The organism is Corynebacterium sp. MSK073, assembly GCF_030232085.1.
Lineage (GTDB): Bacteria > Actinomycetota > Actinomycetes > Mycobacteriales > Mycobacteriaceae > Corynebacterium.
In genome coordinates, this window is record NZ_JASPIY010000011.1 from 16,300 (window position 1) to 32,631 (window position 16,332).

Below are 16,332 nucleotides of genomic sequence, written 5' to 3' on the forward strand. Positions count from 1 at the left end.
CGCGTGGTTAATCAACACATCACGTGCCCCGTGTGCCTGGGGCCAGTAAAGAAAAATGGCACAACGTCCGCAGGCAAGACTCGTTGGCGCTGCAAAGACCGTTCATGCGGCCACAGCTTCACCAATACCAACGATGACCCCATCCAGACTGCCAGGTTCCGGATGTTCTACGAGTGGTTCTTGTCTTCATCAACCCTGTCGTCAATCGCCGCAGAGCACGGCTATAGCCGTCGGCAACTCACCCGGTGGTTCGAAAACTTCTGGCTCGTCCACGTTCCCGACAACACCGACTCCAATCGCATCTATGACCAGCTATTTGTCGACGGAACCTACTTCGGCCACCAGAACTGCCTACTGGTGGCATCAACGAAAGCCCACGTCGTGGCCTGGCATTGGTGCCGCCAAGAAGACACGTTCAACTACAACCGTCTCTTCGACAAGGTCGGGCATGCCCCACTGGTGGTCACCACCGATGGACACCAAGGCTCGCTAGAAGCCATCAAAACAACCTGGTCACAAGCACACATCCAACGCTGCCTCGTCCACGTCAAACGCAACATTCAACGCTACGTCGGCTTGTACCCCGTGCTGCCATCTGGCAAAGCACTGCGCGGCCTATCGTTGTCACTGCTGCGGGTAAGCAACCTGGATGAGGCCGCGGAATGGACCGCGAAGCTGCAGCAATTCCACGACGTGTACGGCAAGTGGCTCAGTGAGAAGACCTACATCAAAGACCTCAAACCGGAAGAGATTCCAAAGAAATTCCGTCGAAACAAGAAGTTCTTTTACATGCATTCCCGACACCGCAGTGCCTACGAACTGCTCGCCAAACTGGAACGGAACAAGCACCTATTTACGTTCCTGACCAGTCAGGAAGACGCAGTCGAAGGACAACTCGCTCGCGATACCAACAGCCTGGAAGGCGGCATAAACGCCGGAGTAAAAGCCCTTGCCAGGTACCACCGAGGAATGCCAGAGGAGCACCAGCGCACTGCCGTGGACTGGTGGCTGCATCTGCACACGCAATATCCCGGTGACCCTATTGAGATTGCCCGAAGTCAAAAATGGGGACGCAGCGCACTCGCCAAAGTACAAGCTGCGTCCACCAACAACACGGCTAACGACCTCGACGGCGCACCAGCACGGTACGACACCGGAATCGAAAGCACGCACACCAACGATATCGGTATCCGCAAAGGCTCCATGCGCTAACCCCTAAACCCCCAGCCCAAACCCCTAAACCGCGGGGCGGCAGACACACAAAATGTCCCACCCCGCGACACGCCGGCCTAGACACTCATTTTGTCCCTTAACCCGCGAATGCCTTTGCTGTTTTAACAATATCAAGCGCGTTGATGCCTGCTATCGGACAAACACCCCCAAAACCAGTTTGATAGGTGTGGGGAGCTTCGAGAGGGTACAAAAAGCAAAAAGTCCGACTCCCTTAAGGAAGCCGGACTGATGCTGTGGAGCATAGGAGAATCGAACTCCTGACCTTCTGCTTGCAAAGCAGATGCTCTACCAATTGAGCTAATGCCCCATTGTTCCGTGGTGGGCCTAGCTGGAATCGAACCAGCGACCTCATCGTTATCAGCGATGCGCTCTAACCGACTGAGCTATAGGCCCTTTAGCGGAACGAGATGTAACTTTACATACTACCCCGGAAAGAACACAAATCGGCAGCTCAAAGAGGTTTTCAGAGGCGCACTTCGTGGGTCTAATGAGGACGCTACTTCGCGCTTAAAACTAGAAAAATGCCGGCAACCGTAGCTGCCGGCATAGTCTCCCACTCACAGTGGTCTAGATGTCATCCAAGCTGACCTTTAGCCCACCGAAGACATCCACGATGGCGTTATAGATTACGGCCATCAGCGGTGCGAGCAAGGTGAACAGGACGGCGAAAATAACGCCAATCAGCGCGCTGGCTGCGATCACCACTCCAAAGGTGACCTCAAAGCCGCCGCCGACGCCACCAACGAGGCTATTGACTGACTCCCATATGCCCACCTGGTGCAAACCGATGTACAACAGGCACACGGCCAGCAACCACGCGATGAGTCCGACGAGTGACAGGGCCAGACCAACGCGAAACGCCGAGGTGGGCGAGATGTGGTGGATGGTTACGTCTCGTCGTTCCATGTCCTACTCCTCGTCCTTGGAGGCATCGCTTACCTTGTGGTGCTCTTGCTGGACCTCATCGACGGTCTTTTCGCCCTTGGCCACAGCCTGCGCGTCTTCCTCACCATCTTCTTCAACATTGCGGTCGATGGCAAGCAATTCGACGTCATCGGCAAAGTCAACCAGGCGCACGCCCATCGTGGCGCGCGAGGACGGACGAATCTGGTTTACTTCGGTGCGAATAACCCCACCGGCGGAGGTAATGGCGAAGATTTCATCGTCCTTGTCAATGGAAATGGCACCAATGAGCTTGCCGCGTTTCGGAGTGTACTTGAAGGTCATGACACCCAAGCCACCGCGGCCCTGCGGGGTGTATTCCTCAATGGCGGTGCGCTTGCCGTAACCACCCGAGGTAGCAACGAGTAGGAACTCGCCGTCGTGGACGACGGACATCGCCAGCAGCTGGTCATCGCCGCGGAAGCGCATGCCCTTCACGCCGGCGGTAGCGCGGCCCATGGGGCGCAGCTGGTCGTCATCGGCAGTAAAGCGAATGGCTTGGCCCTGCTCAGAGGTCAGCAGGATGTCATCGCCCTCAGAAACGAGCTGGGCGCCAATGAGCGCATCGCCCTCGTTCAGATTGATGGCGATAAGGCCTGCGGAACGAGCGGACTCGTAATCGGTCAGGCGCGATTTCTTCACGCGGCCCTGCTGGGTGGCCAGGACCAGGTATGGCGCATCCTCGTAGGACTGGATCTGAATGACCTGGGCAATCTTTTCCTCCGGCTGGAATTCCAGCAGGTTGGCCACGTGCTGGCCGCGGGCGGCGCGGCCGCTCTCTGGCAGCTCGTAGGCCTTCAGGCGGTAGACGCGGCCAAAGTTGGTAAAGAACAGGATCCAGTCGTGCGTGGAGCAGACGAAGAAGTTCTTCACAATGTCATCTTGCTTGAGCTCCGCACCGCGCACGCCCTTGCCGCCGCGCTTTTGTGACTTATAGGTATCGACCTTGGTGCGCTTGGCATAACCCGTGGCGGTAATGGTGACCACGACGTTTTCGCGGGCAATGAGGTCTTCATCGGTGACCTCGCCGGAGGCAGGCAGGATCTCGGTGCGGCGCTCATCGCCGTACTTTTCGACGATCGCCTCCAGCTCATCGTGGACGATCTGGCGCTGGCGTTCCTCGTGGGCGAGGATGTGCTTGAGGTCGGCGATCTCCTCTTCGATTTCTGCCAATTCATCGACGATCTTTTGGCGCTCCAGGGCAGCCAGGCGGCGCAGCTGCATCGCCAGGATGGCATCGGCCTGGATATCGTCGACATCGAGAAGTTCCTTCAATCCCTCGCGCGCCTCATCAACGGTGGGCGAACGACGGATCAGGGCGATGACCTCATCCAACATATCCAGCGCCTTGACCAAGCCACGCAAGATGTGCGCGCGCTTTTCCGCCTCATCCAGGCGGTACTGGGTACGGCGAACGATGACCTCGATCTGGTGCGCAACATAATTGCTCAGCATCTGATCCAGGCGCAGGGTGCGCGGCACGCCATCGACGATGGAGAGCATATTCGCACCGAAGGAGGTCTGCAGCTGGGAGTGCTTGTACAGGTTATTGAGCACCACGCGGGCGACGGCGTCGCGCTTCAGGGTCACAACAATGCGCATGCCCACGCGGTCAGAGGACTCATCTTCGATCTTGGAAATACCGGCGATCTTGCCGTTGGCTACGGACTCCGCGATATTGGAGATGAGGTTATCGGGGTTGACCTGGAACGGCAGCTCCGTAATCACGATGGTCTGCCGGGAACCGGATTCCTCGATGGAGGTCACACCGCGCATGCGGATGGAGCCGCGGCCGGTGGTATATGCATCCTTGATGCCCTGATCGCCCACGATGAGGCCGGCGGTGGGAAAATCCGGGCCCTTCACGCGTTCCATGCAGGCCGCGAGCGCGGCATCCTCGTCTGCGTCCGGGTTCTCCAGCAGCCAGTAAATGGCCGAGGCCAACTCATTGAGGTTATGCGGCGGGATATTGGTGGCCATGCCCACGGCAATGCCGCCGGAACCATTCATCAAAAGGTTAGGCACGCGGGACGGCAGGACGTCCGGCTCGCTGGTCTTGCCATCATAGTTGGGCGAGAAATCCACGGTATTTTCGCGGATATCGCGGACCATTTCCATGGCCAACGGGGTGAGCTTGCACTCGGTATAACGCATTGCGGCGGGGCCGTCGTTACCGCGGGAACCGAAGTTACCCTGGCCATCGACAAGCGGGTAGCGCATATTCCAAGACTGCGCCAAGCGCACCAAGGTGTCATAGATGGCCAAGTCACCGTGCGGGTGGAATTGACCCATGGTGTCAGAGACCGGGCGCGCGGACTTCACATATCCGCGCTCGGGGCGGTAACCCGAATCGAACATGGCGTAGAGAATGCGGCGGTGCACTGGTTTTAGGCCATCGCGCACCTCAGGCAGCGCGCGGCCCACAATGACGGACATGGCGTAGTCGATATAGCTCGACTCCATCTCCTCATTAATGTCAATGGGAAAAACCCGATCAAAAAGATCGTCGTTACTGTCACTCATAAGGCCAAATTCTACCTTCTCCGGGCTTTATCGGCCTTATTTGCCGCACCGGTGGTATCACTGTGGTATCACTGGGGCATGGCAATGACATTGCGGCTTACCGCAGAACAAGATCACGCCCTTACCCTCTTGGCCTCCGCGCAGGGAACCTCCAAGCACGAGGCGGTGGTGCGTGCCATCGTGGCGGCGGCCTCGCGCACGCTTGCCGATGCCCACGTGCAAGCCACCGCCCGCGAGCTCCTCCCCGGCCGCGCGGATCTAGAGGCCGAAATTCGCAGGGCGCGAAAGACACACGCATGAGCCCCGAACAGCTGTACCTATTGGCCCAAGAATTTTGCGCCCGCTTTAATCTCCGCATCATCAACTATTCCGCCTTAGTGTCTGCCGCCGCTGCCAGCACCGCGCGCCTAGAGGGCATCGCCATCCACGGCGATGAGCGGCAGGCCGCTCGAGCTATGGCGGAGGTTTTGGAAAAGGTGCCAGCGTTAAACGCTGGAAATCAGACCTTCGCGCAGTACTGTGCCCGCGTCTATATGGCCACTAAATTCGCGTAAAGTATGGCACCATGTCTCACCTTTCTACCTTGATGCACGGATCCACCCGCACCGAGTTCATCGCCGAATGCGGGGATCTCGTTGAAAAAGTCGCCTCCGCCAAATCCGGCATTTCCGGCATAGCCATTAAAGGCGGATTGGCGGCCGCCAAAAAAGCCGATGCCAATGTCGTCCCCAAGGCGCTGGAACGGATCCTGCCGGATGTCCTCGATGCCCTGGATCCACGGTGGCAAGACTTTGCGGAAAGCGGGAAGGATGATTTCGGCGCCTTCCTTGAACCGCACCAGGAAGAGGTCAGCGATGAGATTATGAACATCGCAGATAAGCACGTGGAAAAGGTAAACTCCGCCGCACTGCGCAAACCCTATAATTCCCTGCGCGGCAAGGCCACCAAGATCTTAAGCCCGGAAGTTCCTGCATTCGGCCGCGTCGTGCAAAAGCACATGTAAATAATTAATTTCCACCGGTTTTCCTGCGGTTGAAGGTTATCTGGACTGCGGAGTATAAGTGTGGAAGTGACTTTTTCCCCACATCATAAATCGTCGACATCAGAAGCAAACCGTACCGATTACCCCGCCGGCCAAGACCCCGCCCGCTGGCGGGTTCTTATTATTGTGCTGGTCACGGTGTTCATGTCACTGATTAGTGTGTCCATCGTGAACGTGGCACTGCCGTCGATCCAGTCTGGGCTTGGTGCCACGGATTCGGATGTGCAATGGGTGCTGTCTGGTTATGCGCTTACCTTCGGCGTGGTCCTCGTCGCCGCTGGGCGCGCCGGCGATCTCGTGGGGCGCGGGGGCATCTTCCTGCTCGGCATCGCCGTCTACACCATCAGCGCCGCCGTGGCGGGTTTCGCGCCGAATGCGCATTCTCTGAACATCGCGCGCTTTGTCCAGGGTGTTGGTGCCGGATTACTGAACCCCCAAGGCGTGGGAATGATTCAGCAATACTTCCGCGGGGAAGAACGCGGCCGCGCCTTCGGATACTTTGGCGCCACCGTGGGAATCGCCGTGGCCATCGGCCCGGTATTGGGCGGCTTCCTCATTAAGCTCGGTGGTCCTGACCACGGGTGGCGGCTGACCATGCTGGTCAACGCGCCTATCGGCCTGCTAGCCATCATCTTGGGCCTCATGTGGTTCCCACGCCCGCTGTTTTCCCGCGTCCGCGATGCCGCGGGCAATAAGCTGGGCATCTTCAAGGCACTGGCCACCCTGGATCCCATCGGCGCGCTCATCCTCGGCGCCGCGGTATGGTGCATCCTCTTCCCCTTCATGGACTCAACCGGCTCCCCGGCCGTGTGGTGGCTGCTTCTGGCGGGTGCCGTCCTCATTGGCGTGTGGGTGCTGTGGGAGCGCCACCACAAGGCCACCGGCCACCCGCCGATGGTGGATCTCAATATCTTTGCCACCTCGAGCTTCCGCAACGGCACCATCATCGCCACGTTGTGGTTTATGGGTATTACCAGCATCTGGGTGCTCGTTGCGTTGTATTTCCAAAATGGCCTGGGCTACTCCGCCCTAGCAGCCGGCTCGGTGGGCATTCCTTCCGCACTCCTCAACTCCATTACCGCCACCATCGCTGGCCGCAAGATCTCGCGGTATGGGCGCATGGTGGTCATCATCGGCATGCTAACCACCATCTTCGGTCTCATCGCCACGGTGGTCTTTATTTGGGGCACCACGCATTGGGGAATGAACGAATGGTGGCTCATCCTCTCCTTGGCATTTATCGGGCTTGGCCAGGGTGCCGTGGTCTCACCTAACCAAACCCTGACCTTGGCGCAGGTCCCAGATAACTACGCCGGTTCCTCCGGCGCGGTCCTACAAACCGGCCAGCGCATCGGCACCGCCATTGGCTTGGCCGTCATTACCGCCATCGTCTTTGCCATGCTCCAAAGCACCTCCGGAGATTGGCCCGTATCCATCATGACCGGCTTTGGCGTCATCATCGCCGTCTGCCTAGTGTCCTTGAGCTTTGGTTTTGCGGATCAGCGCGCTTCCCGCAGCTAATACCTCGCCCCATAGTTAAAGCCCACCGTGGAATTATCCACGGTGGGCTCTAGCTTTTTGCCTAGCCCCTGCACGCAGAAGGGCTAAGCCAACGGTTTAGATATCCAGGAAGCGGACATCCTTCGCGCGGCGGGTAATAAAGGAGCGGCGGGCGGCCACGTCATCACCCATGAGGATGGAAAACAGCTCATCGGCGCGCTGTGCGTCTTCCAGGTCCACGCGGCGCAACAGGCGCGTGGAGGGATCCAGGGTGGTCTCCCAGAGCTCGGAGGCGTTCATCTCGCCCAAGCCCTTGTAGCGCTGGATGCCGTCATCCTTGTTGATCTTACGGTTGTGCTCCAGGCCTTCCGCCAGCAGCTTATCGCGCTCGTCATCAGAGAAGGCGTAGCCCGGCGTGCCCTTGGACCACTTCAGCTTGTAGAGCGGCGGGTTAGCTAGGTACACGTGGCCATCCTCAACCAACTGCGGCATAAAGCGGAAGAGCAGGGTCAACAGCAGCGTGGCGATGTGCTGGCCGTCCACGTCGGCATCGGCCATCAGCACGATCTTGTCGTACCGCAGCTTCTTGATATCGAATTCCTCGTGGATGCCAGTACCCAACGCGGTGATGATGGCTTGGACCTCGGCATTTTTTAAGACCTTATCCATGCGGGCCTTTTCCACGTTCAGGATCTTGCCGCGCAAGGGCAAGATGGCCTGGAACATAGAGTCACGGCCGGCCTTCGCGGAACCGCCCGCGGAGTCACCCTCCACGATATAAAGCTCCGAACTCCGCGGATCCTTAGAACGGCAATCCGCAAGCTTGCCGGGCAGTCCACCCAGATCGGTGGCGGACTTGCGGCGCACCATCTCGCGCGCCTTACGCGCTGCCATGCGGGCATGCGCCGAGGAGACGGCCTTATTGATAATGGCCTTTGCCTCTGCCGGGTTGGCATCAAACCAGTCATTGACGTACTCGTTGACCGAGCGCTGCACAAAGCCTTTGATCTCGGAGTTGCCCAGCTTGGTCTTGGTCTGACCCTCGAACTGCGGGTCGCCCACCTTGACCGAAATAACGGCGGCCAAGCCTTCGCGGCAGTCATCGCCGGAAAGGTTGCCGTCCTTGTCCTTGATGAGCTTGTGCTCCTTGGCATAGCGGTTCATCAAGGAGGTCAGGGCTGCGCGGAAGCCCTCTTCGTGCGTGCCGCCCTCGTGGGTATTGATGGTATTGGCAAAGGTGTGCACGGACTGCTTATAGCCCTGGTTCCACTGCAAGGCCACCTCAACCTCGTGGTCCTCGCCTTTTGCCTCGAAGGACACGATGGTGGGGTGAATGGCGCTCTTGGACTTATTGAGGAATTTTACGTAGTCCGTCAGGCCCTCCGGATAGTGAAAGGTGATCTTCTTGCGGCGCTTCTTATCGGCCTTGGTGACGTTCTTGGAATCGGCTTCCTCGTTAAAGGTATCGCCGGCATCGGGGACATCATCAAAGGAGGTCTCATCCGCGCTCGCCTCACCGGATTCCGCATCCGCGATTTCCTCGAGCTCGATCTGCTCTTGAGTCACGCGTTCATCAATCAGCTCGATGGTCAGGCCCTTGTTCAGGAAGGCCATCTCCTGCAGGCGGCGCGCAATGGTGTCGTAGTCGAACTCGGTGGTTTCAAAGATCTCCGGGTCCGCCCAGAAGCGAATCTTGGTACCCGTGCCACGGGCGTTGCCGCCTTCTACAAGGTCATCCGGGATGGCGTTCTGGAAGTTTTGGTACCAGTGCTTGCCCTCACGCTTGATCTCCGCCTCCACGCGGGTGGACAGGGCGTTGACCACGGAAATGCCGACGCCGTGCAAGCCGCCGGAAACGGCATAGGAATCGGAGTCGAATTTACCGCCGGCGTGCAGCTGCGTCATGACCACCTGGACGGTCGGCGCACCGGAGGCGTGCATCTCCACCGGGATGCCGCGGCCATTATCGATGACCTCGACGCCGCCGTCTTCCAAGAGCTTGACGGTAACCTTGTCCGCGAAGCCTGCCATGGCCTCATCGACGGAGTTATCGACGATCTCCCAGATAAGGTGGTGCAAACCGCGCGATCCGGTAGAACCGATGTACATACCGGGGCGCTTGCGGACGGCCTCTAGACCTTCCAGGATCGTAATTGATCCAGCATCATATGCGTGTTCTTCAGCCACGGATTCGTGCTCTCCTTTTGGCTATAGCTAATTCTAAGACTTTCACTATTCTACACGCATACCCCCTACTGAATGACACCCCACACCGGCCAGAGGTAGCTATGTGGCGCGCTCTGTGGTTATTTATCTTTTAAAGGGCAGAGCTAACCTGCGCCTATCAGCCACTTATCAGCCGTAGGTATCTTGCGATCCCTGAGGTTTCACCCACTGCCGCCCCTCGTAATTGCGCTGCTGCCGCGGGCCGTGGATCCGCAGCTCAGCGATGACATCGGGGCCGAGCCGGTCCGCAATTTTGCGCAGGATTTCCCGCTGCAGGTAGCGCAGTTCCGTCGCCCAAGTGGAGTTATCGCAGGAAATATAGACGATCTTGTCCTTGATTTTTTGCGGCTGCGTATGGGCGGCAATGCGCTCACCCACCAGGTTTTCCCAATTTCCCATGACCCAGCCGTGCGCTAATTCATGCTCCCAGCCGCGGTGAGAAATCTCCTTTTTAATCTGTGCGCCCAGGCTCGGCACGTCGATCTGTCGCCGCGGCCTCCTGCCATCGGCGCCGGTAGGCCTACCCACCTGGTAGCCGCGATAGTTCTGCTGTTGGGCATCCGCCAAGGAGGGAACCGGCATCTTCGGCACCGGGCGCGTAAGTTTTGGCGGGTTCTTCGAGGTAGAGCGCACCAAGCGGAAGTATTGGGTGACGGGATCCGTGCGCTGCGTGCCGGTTTCCCCTTCTTCCTCACTCATGCTTCTTCCTCGCTATCCTCTCCTGCGGTGGCTTCCGTGTGCAGGGTGGAAATGCGCCCCTGGTCCGTATCTTCCACTCCTACCCGGTAACGCACGATGGGCTCTAGGTTATCCGGTAAGTCCTCATCCACCGCGGCGGTAATTAGCACCTGTTCTGCCGTGGCGGCGAGGTAAACCAGCTGAGTGCGGCGCTTGGCATCGAGCTCGGCAAAGACATCATCCAAGATGAGGACCGGATCGGATCCCCCATCCTCTCGCAGGAGCTCAAACTCCGCCAGGCGCAGGGCGATGGCATAAGACCAGGTTTCGCCGTGGCTGGCAAAACCCTTGGCCGGCTGATCCCCCAGGTGGAGCACGAGATCATCGCGGTGCGGGCCCACCAGAGAGATGCCGCGCTCGATCTCGCGCTGCCGGGCAGTGGCCAGCTCGGTCAGCATGACGGCCTCCAGCACCTCGCGGTCAGAGGTATCAATGGTGGATTTATACTCCACGTGCGCAGGCCGCGACTCCGGTGCGAGGCCGGCATAGGCGGCGGGAATGTGGTCCAAGAGGGCATCGACAAGCGCAAGGCGCGCCGCAATGACCTGTGCGCCTAAGCGCGCGAGCTGGGCATCCCACGTATCCAGCGTGGACAGGGCCGATGCGCCGTCGCTATCGCCGTAGCCGCGCCGCAAGCTTGCCGATGCCGACTTCAACAATGCATTGCGCTGCTTTAATACCTTGTCATAATCCGCCTTAACCCCAGCTAAGCGCGGGGTGCGCGAGGCGATGATGCTATCGAGATACGCGCGGCGCCCCGCGGGCTCACCGCGCACCAAGGCCAAATCTTCAGGGGAAAACAGCACCGTTTTCACCACGCCGAGCAGCTCGCGCGGGCTGCGCAACCTCGTGCGGTTAATCTGCGCCTGGTTGGCGGCATGGGGTTTTATCAGCAGGTGGGTGGTTAATTCGCGCCCCTGGTTCACGGCAGTAAGGGACACCCGCGCGCTCTGCGCGCCCTGGCGCACCAGCGGCGAATCATGGGAGACGCGGTGGGAAGACAGGTGGGCGGTATAGCCCACGGCTTCCACGATATTGGTCTTGCCAAAGCCATTGCGGCCCACAAACAGAGTGATCCCCGGGCCCAGCTCAAGCTTTAGTTCGGGCCATGAGCGAAAATCCCGAACATCGAGATCCCGTATAAACATTAACCTGGCAGGCGAACCGGCATTAAGAGGTAGGTGAAATTGGTCTGCGGCGTAGGGAAATTGCCATCCTCATCGGCTTCCGGCAGCTCTTCTGGCTCCGGGATCATGATGGCGGGGCGGGAAGGCTCCGTGAATCCGAAGACCACGCGGTCGGTGTTGATGACCGCTAGGCCGTCCTTCAGATAGCCCGGGTTGAAGGCGATGAGGAATTCATCGCGGCCGTGGAATGCGCATGGCAGGGTCTCGGTGGCATTACCGGCATCGGCGCCGGCGGACAGGGTGACCTGGCCATCGGCAAATTCCATGCGGATCTGCGCATTGCGGTCCGTCAGCAGGGAAACGCGACGAATGGCTTCTTGCAGCGGTGCCACCTCAACCGAGGCAATATTCGTGTGCGACTTGGGAAGCAAGGGCTGGACGTTTGGGAAGTCCGCATCCAGCATGCGCGTGGTGGTTTCGCGGTTATCCGCGTGCAGGCCAAAGAGGCCATCGGCGCCGATATTATCGCCGGAGCCCACCGCGATCTCGATGGGAATATTCAAATGCGGATCCAGGCTGCGCCCGGTATCTTGCAGGGTCTTTGCCGGGACTAGGAGCTTAGCCTCAACGTCCTCAGCCGCTGGCTCCCACTCCAGGGTGCGCATGGCCAAGCGGAAGCGGTCCGTAGCCGTCATCTCAATATCCTTGCCGTGGATATCCATGTGCACGCCAGTGAGCATGGGCAGGGTGTCATCCTTGCCGGCTGCGGATGCTACCTGCTGGATGGCCTCTGCGAAGAGCTGCGGCTGGATCGTGCCGGTGACCTCAGGCAATACCGGCAATTGCGGGTAATCATCGAGCGGGATAAGCGGTAGCTCGAAGCGGGAGGAACCACAGGCAACCAAAGCCTTGGAATCTACCTGGGAGATCTCCACTTCCTTATTGGGCAAGGTAGCCACGATATCGGAAAGCAACTTACCGGCAACAGCGATCTGGCCGGGCTCATCCACCATGCCGGCGATGCGCACCTTGGTAGAAACCTCGTAATCAAAGCCGGTGAACTCTAAGCCGTTGTCATCAGCGGTGATGAGCATCGCGCGCAGCACCGGCTGGGTGACCTTGGAAGGCAGGCTGCGGGCAACCCACGCTACGGCGTTGGCAAGGTCATCTTTGGCAACGCGAAATGACACGGCTTCATCCATGGTGCGAAGAGCTCCTCTTTGGCGGGGTAGGAATGTGTAACTTTCAAAAGCTGGCTTCCAACTTACCGCATCCGGTGAGCCTTGTAATTTTCCCTCCGCCCGTCCGAGCCAGCGCCGCGTGCTCGGCGCCGGGCACAATTCCACACATCCCCTTTCTACTTACAAGATCAGAGAAATAATTTAGTAGTAGTAATAAGCGTTGTGGGATCTGTGATCAACGGGGTAAATGACAAGTTCAGCGCGGCGATCCGGGGTGTGCCAATTCTTGTGATCTTGCTGTGATCAACCGGCCCGGAGTGTGGATAAATTGGCGGGTCATCGTTTTATCCACAGCCTGTACTAGTTTTCCACGGATCTGCACACAGTGCTGATCACAGGGGCGTCTGTGCTGGATAGGGCCTGTGGAATTTAAAACTGTGAGCAAAATCTACAAATTACATCCGTGAAATTACACAGGTGTGGATAACTCTGTGGATAGCTGTTCATACGGTCTTTACAGGGACATAACCGCAGGTAGGCGGTGGTGGAAGGTGGAGGGCACCGGGAAGCGCGGCGCCTGCTTACAAAAATGGCGCCTTCCTGTTATTTAAGGAAGACGCCACCGAGTGGTTCGTTTGATCTAGGCGCGACCGCGATTCTTGATGCGCTGGGTCAGGGACTGAATCTCGTCGTAGGTATTGCGCTTTTCCGTCATCTCTTTGCGGATCTTGCGATCGGCATAGATCACCGTGGTGTGGTCCTTGCCGCCGAATTGCTCGCCAATCTTGGGCAGCGATAGCTCGGTCAATTCGCGGCAGAGGTACATCGCCAGCTGGCGGGCATGAGCCACCGCGCGCTTCTTACCAGCACCGCGCAGGGTTTCTACATCAATATCGAAGTATTCCGCGGTGACCTCCATGATGGAGGCCGCGGTAATTTGCCTGTCAGCAGAATCCGGCGCGAGATCGCGCAATGCAATTTCTGCCATTTCCACGTTGATCGGCTCATTGACCAGGGAGGAGTAGGCGGAGACGCGAATGAGCGCGCCCTCGAGCTCGCGAATGGAAGACTCGAAGCGCGAGGCGATGAGCTCTAGGACGGAGCGATCCACCTCAGTGCCATCGGCGGCGGCCTTCTTCATCAAAATGGCAATGCGGGTTTCCAGATCAGGCGGTTGAATATCCGTAATCAGCCCGCCCTCAAAGCGCGTGCGCAGGCGGTCTTCCAGCGTGGTGAGCTGTTTTGGCGGGCGGTCCGAGGACAAAATGATCTGTTTATTGGCCTGGTGCAGCGCATTGAAAGTGTGGAAGAACTCCTCCTGCGTGGATTCCTTGCCCTCTAAGAACTGGATGTCATCCACCATCAAAATATCGAGGTTGCGGTAGCGCCGCTTGAAGGATTCCTGGCGGTCATCGCGCAAGGAATTAATATAATCATTCGTAAATTCTTCCGAGGACACGTACTTCACGCGCAGTCCCGGGTGTAGCACCTGTGCGTAGTTGCCGGCGGCATGCAAAAGGTGCGTTTTGCCCAGTCCAGAACCACCCCAAATAAATAGCGGGTTATAGGCGCGGGCGGGATTTTCCGCCACCGCCACCGCCGCACCATTGGCAAAACGATTCGATGAACCGATGACGAAGCTTTCAAAAGTGTGCTTCGGGTTCAGCGAGGTCTCCCGGTTGGGATCGTGCGCCGGGGCCTCGCGCGGAATGCGCGCGGCATTCGCAGATCCGCCAAAATCCGGTTGCTGGCGGTTATAGTCCTGCTGGCTGTAGTGCTCCGCCAATTCATCCAGGCTTGCCGGGGCATGGCTGGACCGCCAATTAGGCGGGGTCTGACCTGCGGTGGGGTTGTTATTTCCGCGGGCTGCCGCCGCATCCGTTTGCTGGGGGCGGGAGACGTAATTGTGCGCGGAGGAAGAATCGGTCTGCGCCGGTGGCATGTGCTGTGCCGGCGGGTTGGGTTGGGAGGAAGGAGCCTGCGTGCTTGCCGATGCCCCTCCTGGTGCCGGCTGCGAATTCGATGGGTCAGCCGGCGGTTGTGGTTCTTGCGGGGTAGCCAAAGTGACGGCGAAGGAACACGGGCGGCCGAGGTGGCGGGTAAGAGCCTTGGAAATATATCCGCCGAGCTCATTTTCTACGACTTCTTTGGCGTTGACATTTTCCGCTGCGACCAGCGTGTAGCCTTCCACCATCATGATCGGGCGAACCAGCTGCAGGTAGAGCCGTTGCGTATGCGAAAAGCTCGGGACCTCAGAGTTGGGCTGCTCGGATTGCGCGAGCAGATCATCGACGATCGCGCGCCAGACAGCTTCTAGGTTCGCTTGTGGTTCAGTCACAACGGGCTACCTTCAATAATTCTCTCGGGGACGGGTGGACAGTAAATAACAAATTCCACGGTGGATTCCACCGCGGTTTTCACAGTGGTTTTTATCGAGTCACCTCGATCTCCACAGAGTTATCCACAGGTGTGGAAGAAATAGTTATTCACAGCTTAGTGCATGGCTGTGGATAACTTGTGATAGGCCACTTTATGGTCTTGTACTGCGGAAACGCTAAAACTCTCAAGTGGTTATTTAGAGTTATCCACAACGGTGCACGTGCTGTGGAATTCGATTCCTTAGTTCTACCGCCGCAAAGGTGGGTGTGTCTAACGGAAGATTTATACTTAAAATGCAGGCGGCTATAGACCATTGCGGCGCGAAGGATTAGCCGCAGCATGAGCGCCAAAACTGGCCTTCTAGCTGCAGGAAAAAACACTTATGTAATTTCGGGTGTACCCGAGTGTCGATTTGTTTCCAGCGGTTTAAATCACGTAATCTGGCATGGTCTATTGCAACAGAGAGTTGCGCGTGAACAGGACAGCGTCACTTCGCATTGGCTGGGCTACCAAAGCTCGCCGAGCATTTGGATAACAGTGACGCGTCAGGTTCATGGAATCCATTCATCAGTGGATATGCTCCCGTTTTGTGGCGGCAGTATGTCCACGTACAACTTCAAGGAGAATTGACGTGGCAAAGGGTAAGCGCACGTTCCAGCCGAACAACCGTCGCCGTGCACGTAAGCACGGTTTCCGCACTCGCATGAGCACCCGCTCCGGTCGTGCAATTGTGGCCGCTCGCCGCAAGAAGGGCCGCGCAAAGCTGTCCGCATAAGTTATGCTGCCAGCCCACCACAAGCTCACATCGCCGCCGCAATTTCGGCGGACGATGAAGGGCAGTCGCCGGCAGGGCACTCGCACCGTCGTCGTGCATGCGCGCGATACCATGAGTGCGAATTCCACTGGCACCATGGGCAATCCGGCCGAGATCGCGGCCACCGGGCCGCGATTCGGCCTCATTGTTTCTAAAGCCGTCGGGAATGCAGTGGTACGCCACCGCACCTCCCGGCGGCTTCGCCATGTGTGCATGACACTTATCCCCAAGCTCCCAGCGGGCGTGGATGTCGTGGTTCGTGCGCTACCTGCAAGCGCGACTGCTACCAGTGAGCAATTAGAAAAAGATATTACTAAGGCGCTGCGCAAGCAATGGGATATTTAAATACCCGTGGGGAAGAAATTCCTGCAGCCTCTGGACTGGCCACACCGTTGGTTAAAGCGGTTCGTTTCTACCAAAAACATGTCTCGGGCCTTAAGATGGTATCAACCTGTCGGTTCGAACCGACATGCAGTGCTTATGCTTTAGAGGCGTTGTCCAGACATGGCGCGCTTAAAGGTACGGCGATGGCAATGGCTAGGGTGTGCAAATGTGGGCCCTGGCATCCGGGCGGATTCGATCCAGTCCCGGTACCGGTCACCAACAACAACTGAGGATTAAACACTC

At 58.2% G+C, this 16,332-nt stretch carries 15 protein-coding genes and 2 tRNA genes; 8 read left to right on the forward strand and 9 right to left on the reverse strand.

Annotation, left to right across the window (positions count from 1 at the left end; genetic code table 11):
- Positions 1-3 precede the first annotated feature (3 nt).
- On the forward strand, positions 4-1,212 hold the full coding sequence (locus QP970_RS08335; protein ID WP_239269554.1) for an IS1249 family transposase: 1,209 nt from the start codon (positions 4-6) through the stop codon (positions 1,210-1,212).
- A gap of 255 nt (positions 1,213-1,467) precedes the next feature.
- Here the strand turns inward: QP970_RS08335 and QP970_RS08340 are convergent.
- From QP970_RS08340 to gyrA, 4 genes are all read right to left on the reverse strand, one after another.
- Positions 1,468-1,540, reverse strand: a tRNA-Ala gene (locus tag QP970_RS08340).
- Positions 1,541-1,549: 9 nt separating this feature from the next.
- A tRNA-Ile gene (locus QP970_RS08345) sits at positions 1,550-1,626 on the reverse strand.
- A 174-nt stretch (positions 1,627-1,800) separates the two neighbouring features.
- Positions 1,801-2,139: a DUF3566 domain-containing protein gene (locus tag QP970_RS08350; protein WP_005280482.1), complete on the reverse strand. Its 339-nt coding sequence runs from the start codon at positions 2,137-2,139 to the stop codon at positions 1,801-1,803.
- Positions 2,140-2,142: 3 nt separating this feature from the next.
- The gene (gyrA, locus tag QP970_RS08355) at positions 2,143-4,698 is read right to left on the reverse strand and encodes a DNA gyrase subunit A (protein WP_284869851.1); all 2,556 of its coding nucleotides are present in this window, start codon (positions 4,696-4,698) and stop codon (positions 2,143-2,145) included.
- 78 nt (positions 4,699-4,776) lie between these two features.
- Here gyrA and QP970_RS08360 point away from each other — a divergent pair, with 78 nt between their 5' ends.
- Genes QP970_RS08360 through QP970_RS08375 form a run of 4 tightly spaced genes read left to right on the forward strand, consistent with a single transcriptional unit; the run spans position 4,777 to position 7,261 of the window.
- The gene (locus QP970_RS08360) at positions 4,777-4,998 is read left to right on the forward strand and encodes a hypothetical protein (RefSeq protein ID WP_005280480.1); all 222 of its coding nucleotides are present in this window, start codon (positions 4,777-4,779) and stop codon (positions 4,996-4,998) included.
- A complete protein-coding gene (locus tag QP970_RS08365) occupies positions 4,995-5,252 on the forward strand; it encodes a cell filamentation protein Fic (protein WP_239269556.1) in 258 nt (85 codons plus the stop codon). The genes QP970_RS08360 and QP970_RS08365 overlap by 4 nt, the downstream gene beginning before the upstream one ends.
- A gap of 11 nt (positions 5,253-5,263) precedes the next feature.
- Positions 5,264-5,701, forward strand: a complete 438-nt coding sequence (locus QP970_RS08370; RefSeq protein ID WP_239269557.1) for a DUF6918 family protein — start codon at positions 5,264-5,266, stop codon at positions 5,699-5,701.
- A gap of 60 nt (positions 5,702-5,761) precedes the next feature.
- Complete coding sequence (locus QP970_RS08375) at positions 5,762-7,261, forward strand: MFS transporter (protein ID WP_239275420.1); 1,500 nt, start codon at positions 5,762-5,764, stop codon at positions 7,259-7,261.
- Positions 7,262-7,357: 96 nt separating this feature from the next.
- On the opposite strand, the gene gyrB is transcribed toward QP970_RS08375, so the two are convergent.
- The 5 genes from gyrB to dnaA all read right to left on the reverse strand — a co-directional run bounded on the left by gyrB (position 7,358) and on the right by dnaA (position 14,850).
- Positions 7,358-9,427: a DNA topoisomerase (ATP-hydrolyzing) subunit B gene (gene gyrB, locus QP970_RS08380; protein WP_239269559.1), complete on the reverse strand. Its 2,070-nt coding sequence runs from the start codon at positions 9,425-9,427 to the stop codon at positions 7,358-7,360.
- Positions 9,428-9,595: 168 nt separating this feature from the next.
- A complete protein-coding gene (locus QP970_RS08385) occupies positions 9,596-10,165 on the reverse strand; it encodes a DciA family protein (protein ID WP_239269560.1) in 570 nt (189 codons plus the stop codon).
- Complete coding sequence (gene recF, locus QP970_RS08390; protein WP_239269561.1) at positions 10,162-11,352, reverse strand: DNA replication/repair protein RecF; 1,191 nt, start codon at positions 11,350-11,352, stop codon at positions 10,162-10,164. The genes QP970_RS08385 and recF overlap by 4 nt, the downstream gene beginning before the upstream one ends.
- On the reverse strand, positions 11,352-12,533 hold the full coding sequence (gene dnaN, locus QP970_RS08395; protein WP_239275422.1) for a DNA polymerase III subunit beta: 1,182 nt from the start codon (positions 12,531-12,533) through the stop codon (positions 11,352-11,354). The genes recF and dnaN overlap by 1 nt, the downstream gene beginning before the upstream one ends.
- A 619-nt stretch (positions 12,534-13,152) precedes the next feature.
- Positions 13,153-14,850, reverse strand: a complete 1,698-nt coding sequence (gene dnaA, locus QP970_RS08400) for a chromosomal replication initiator protein DnaA (RefSeq protein WP_284772014.1) — start codon at positions 14,848-14,850, stop codon at positions 13,153-13,155.
- 672 nt (positions 14,851-15,522) lie between these two features.
- Between dnaA and rpmH the strand changes: the two genes are divergently transcribed.
- Genes rpmH through yidD form a run of 3 tightly spaced genes read left to right on the forward strand, consistent with a single transcriptional unit; the run spans position 15,523 to position 16,319 of the window.
- Positions 15,523-15,666, forward strand: coding sequence for a 50S ribosomal protein L34 (gene rpmH, locus QP970_RS08405; protein ID WP_005275994.1), 144 nt, complete (start codon positions 15,523-15,525; stop codon positions 15,664-15,666).
- 3 nt (positions 15,667-15,669) lie between these two features.
- Positions 15,670-16,050, forward strand: coding sequence for a ribonuclease P protein component (rnpA, locus tag QP970_RS08410; protein ID WP_284772015.1), 381 nt, complete (start codon positions 15,670-15,672; stop codon positions 16,048-16,050).
- Positions 16,038-16,319, forward strand: a complete 282-nt coding sequence (gene yidD / locus QP970_RS08415; protein ID WP_284772016.1) for a membrane protein insertion efficiency factor YidD — start codon at positions 16,038-16,040, stop codon at positions 16,317-16,319. Before rnpA ends, yidD begins: the two co-directional genes overlap by 13 nt.
- The last annotated feature ends 13 nt before the right edge of the window (positions 16,320-16,332 follow it).

What these genes read in the sequence shown, in the direction of transcription:
- dnaN (WP_239275422.1), bottom strand. Translation starts at nt 12,533, where the DNA reads ATGGATGAAGCCGTGTCATTTCGCGTTGCCAAAGATGACCTTGCCAAC.
- yidD (WP_284772016.1), top strand. Translation starts at nt 16,038, where the DNA reads ATGGGATATTTAAATACCCGTGGGGAAGAAATTCCTGCAGCCTCTGGA.
- QP970_RS08350 (WP_005280482.1), bottom strand. Translation starts at nt 2,139, where the DNA reads ATGGAACGACGAGACGTAACCATCCACCACATCTCGCCCACCTCGGCG.
- recF (WP_239269561.1), bottom strand. Translation starts at nt 11,352, where the DNA reads ATGTTTATACGGGATCTCGATGTTCGGGATTTTCGCTCATGGCCCGAA.
- QP970_RS08385 (WP_239269560.1), bottom strand. Translation starts at nt 10,165, where the DNA reads ATGAGTGAGGAAGAAGGGGAAACCGGCACGCAGCGCACGGATCCCGTC.
- rnpA (WP_284772015.1), top strand. Translation starts at nt 15,670, where the DNA reads ATGCTGCCAGCCCACCACAAGCTCACATCGCCGCCGCAATTTCGGCGG.
- QP970_RS08365 (WP_239269556.1), top strand. Translation starts at nt 4,995, where the DNA reads ATGAGCCCCGAACAGCTGTACCTATTGGCCCAAGAATTTTGCGCCCGC.
- QP970_RS08370 (WP_239269557.1), top strand. Translation starts at nt 5,264, where the DNA reads ATGTCTCACCTTTCTACCTTGATGCACGGATCCACCCGCACCGAGTTC.
- gyrA (WP_284869851.1), bottom strand. Translation starts at nt 4,698, where the DNA reads ATGAGTGACAGTAACGACGATCTTTTTGATCGGGTTTTTCCCATTGAC.
- QP970_RS08360 (WP_005280480.1), top strand. Translation starts at nt 4,777, where the DNA reads ATGGCAATGACATTGCGGCTTACCGCAGAACAAGATCACGCCCTTACC.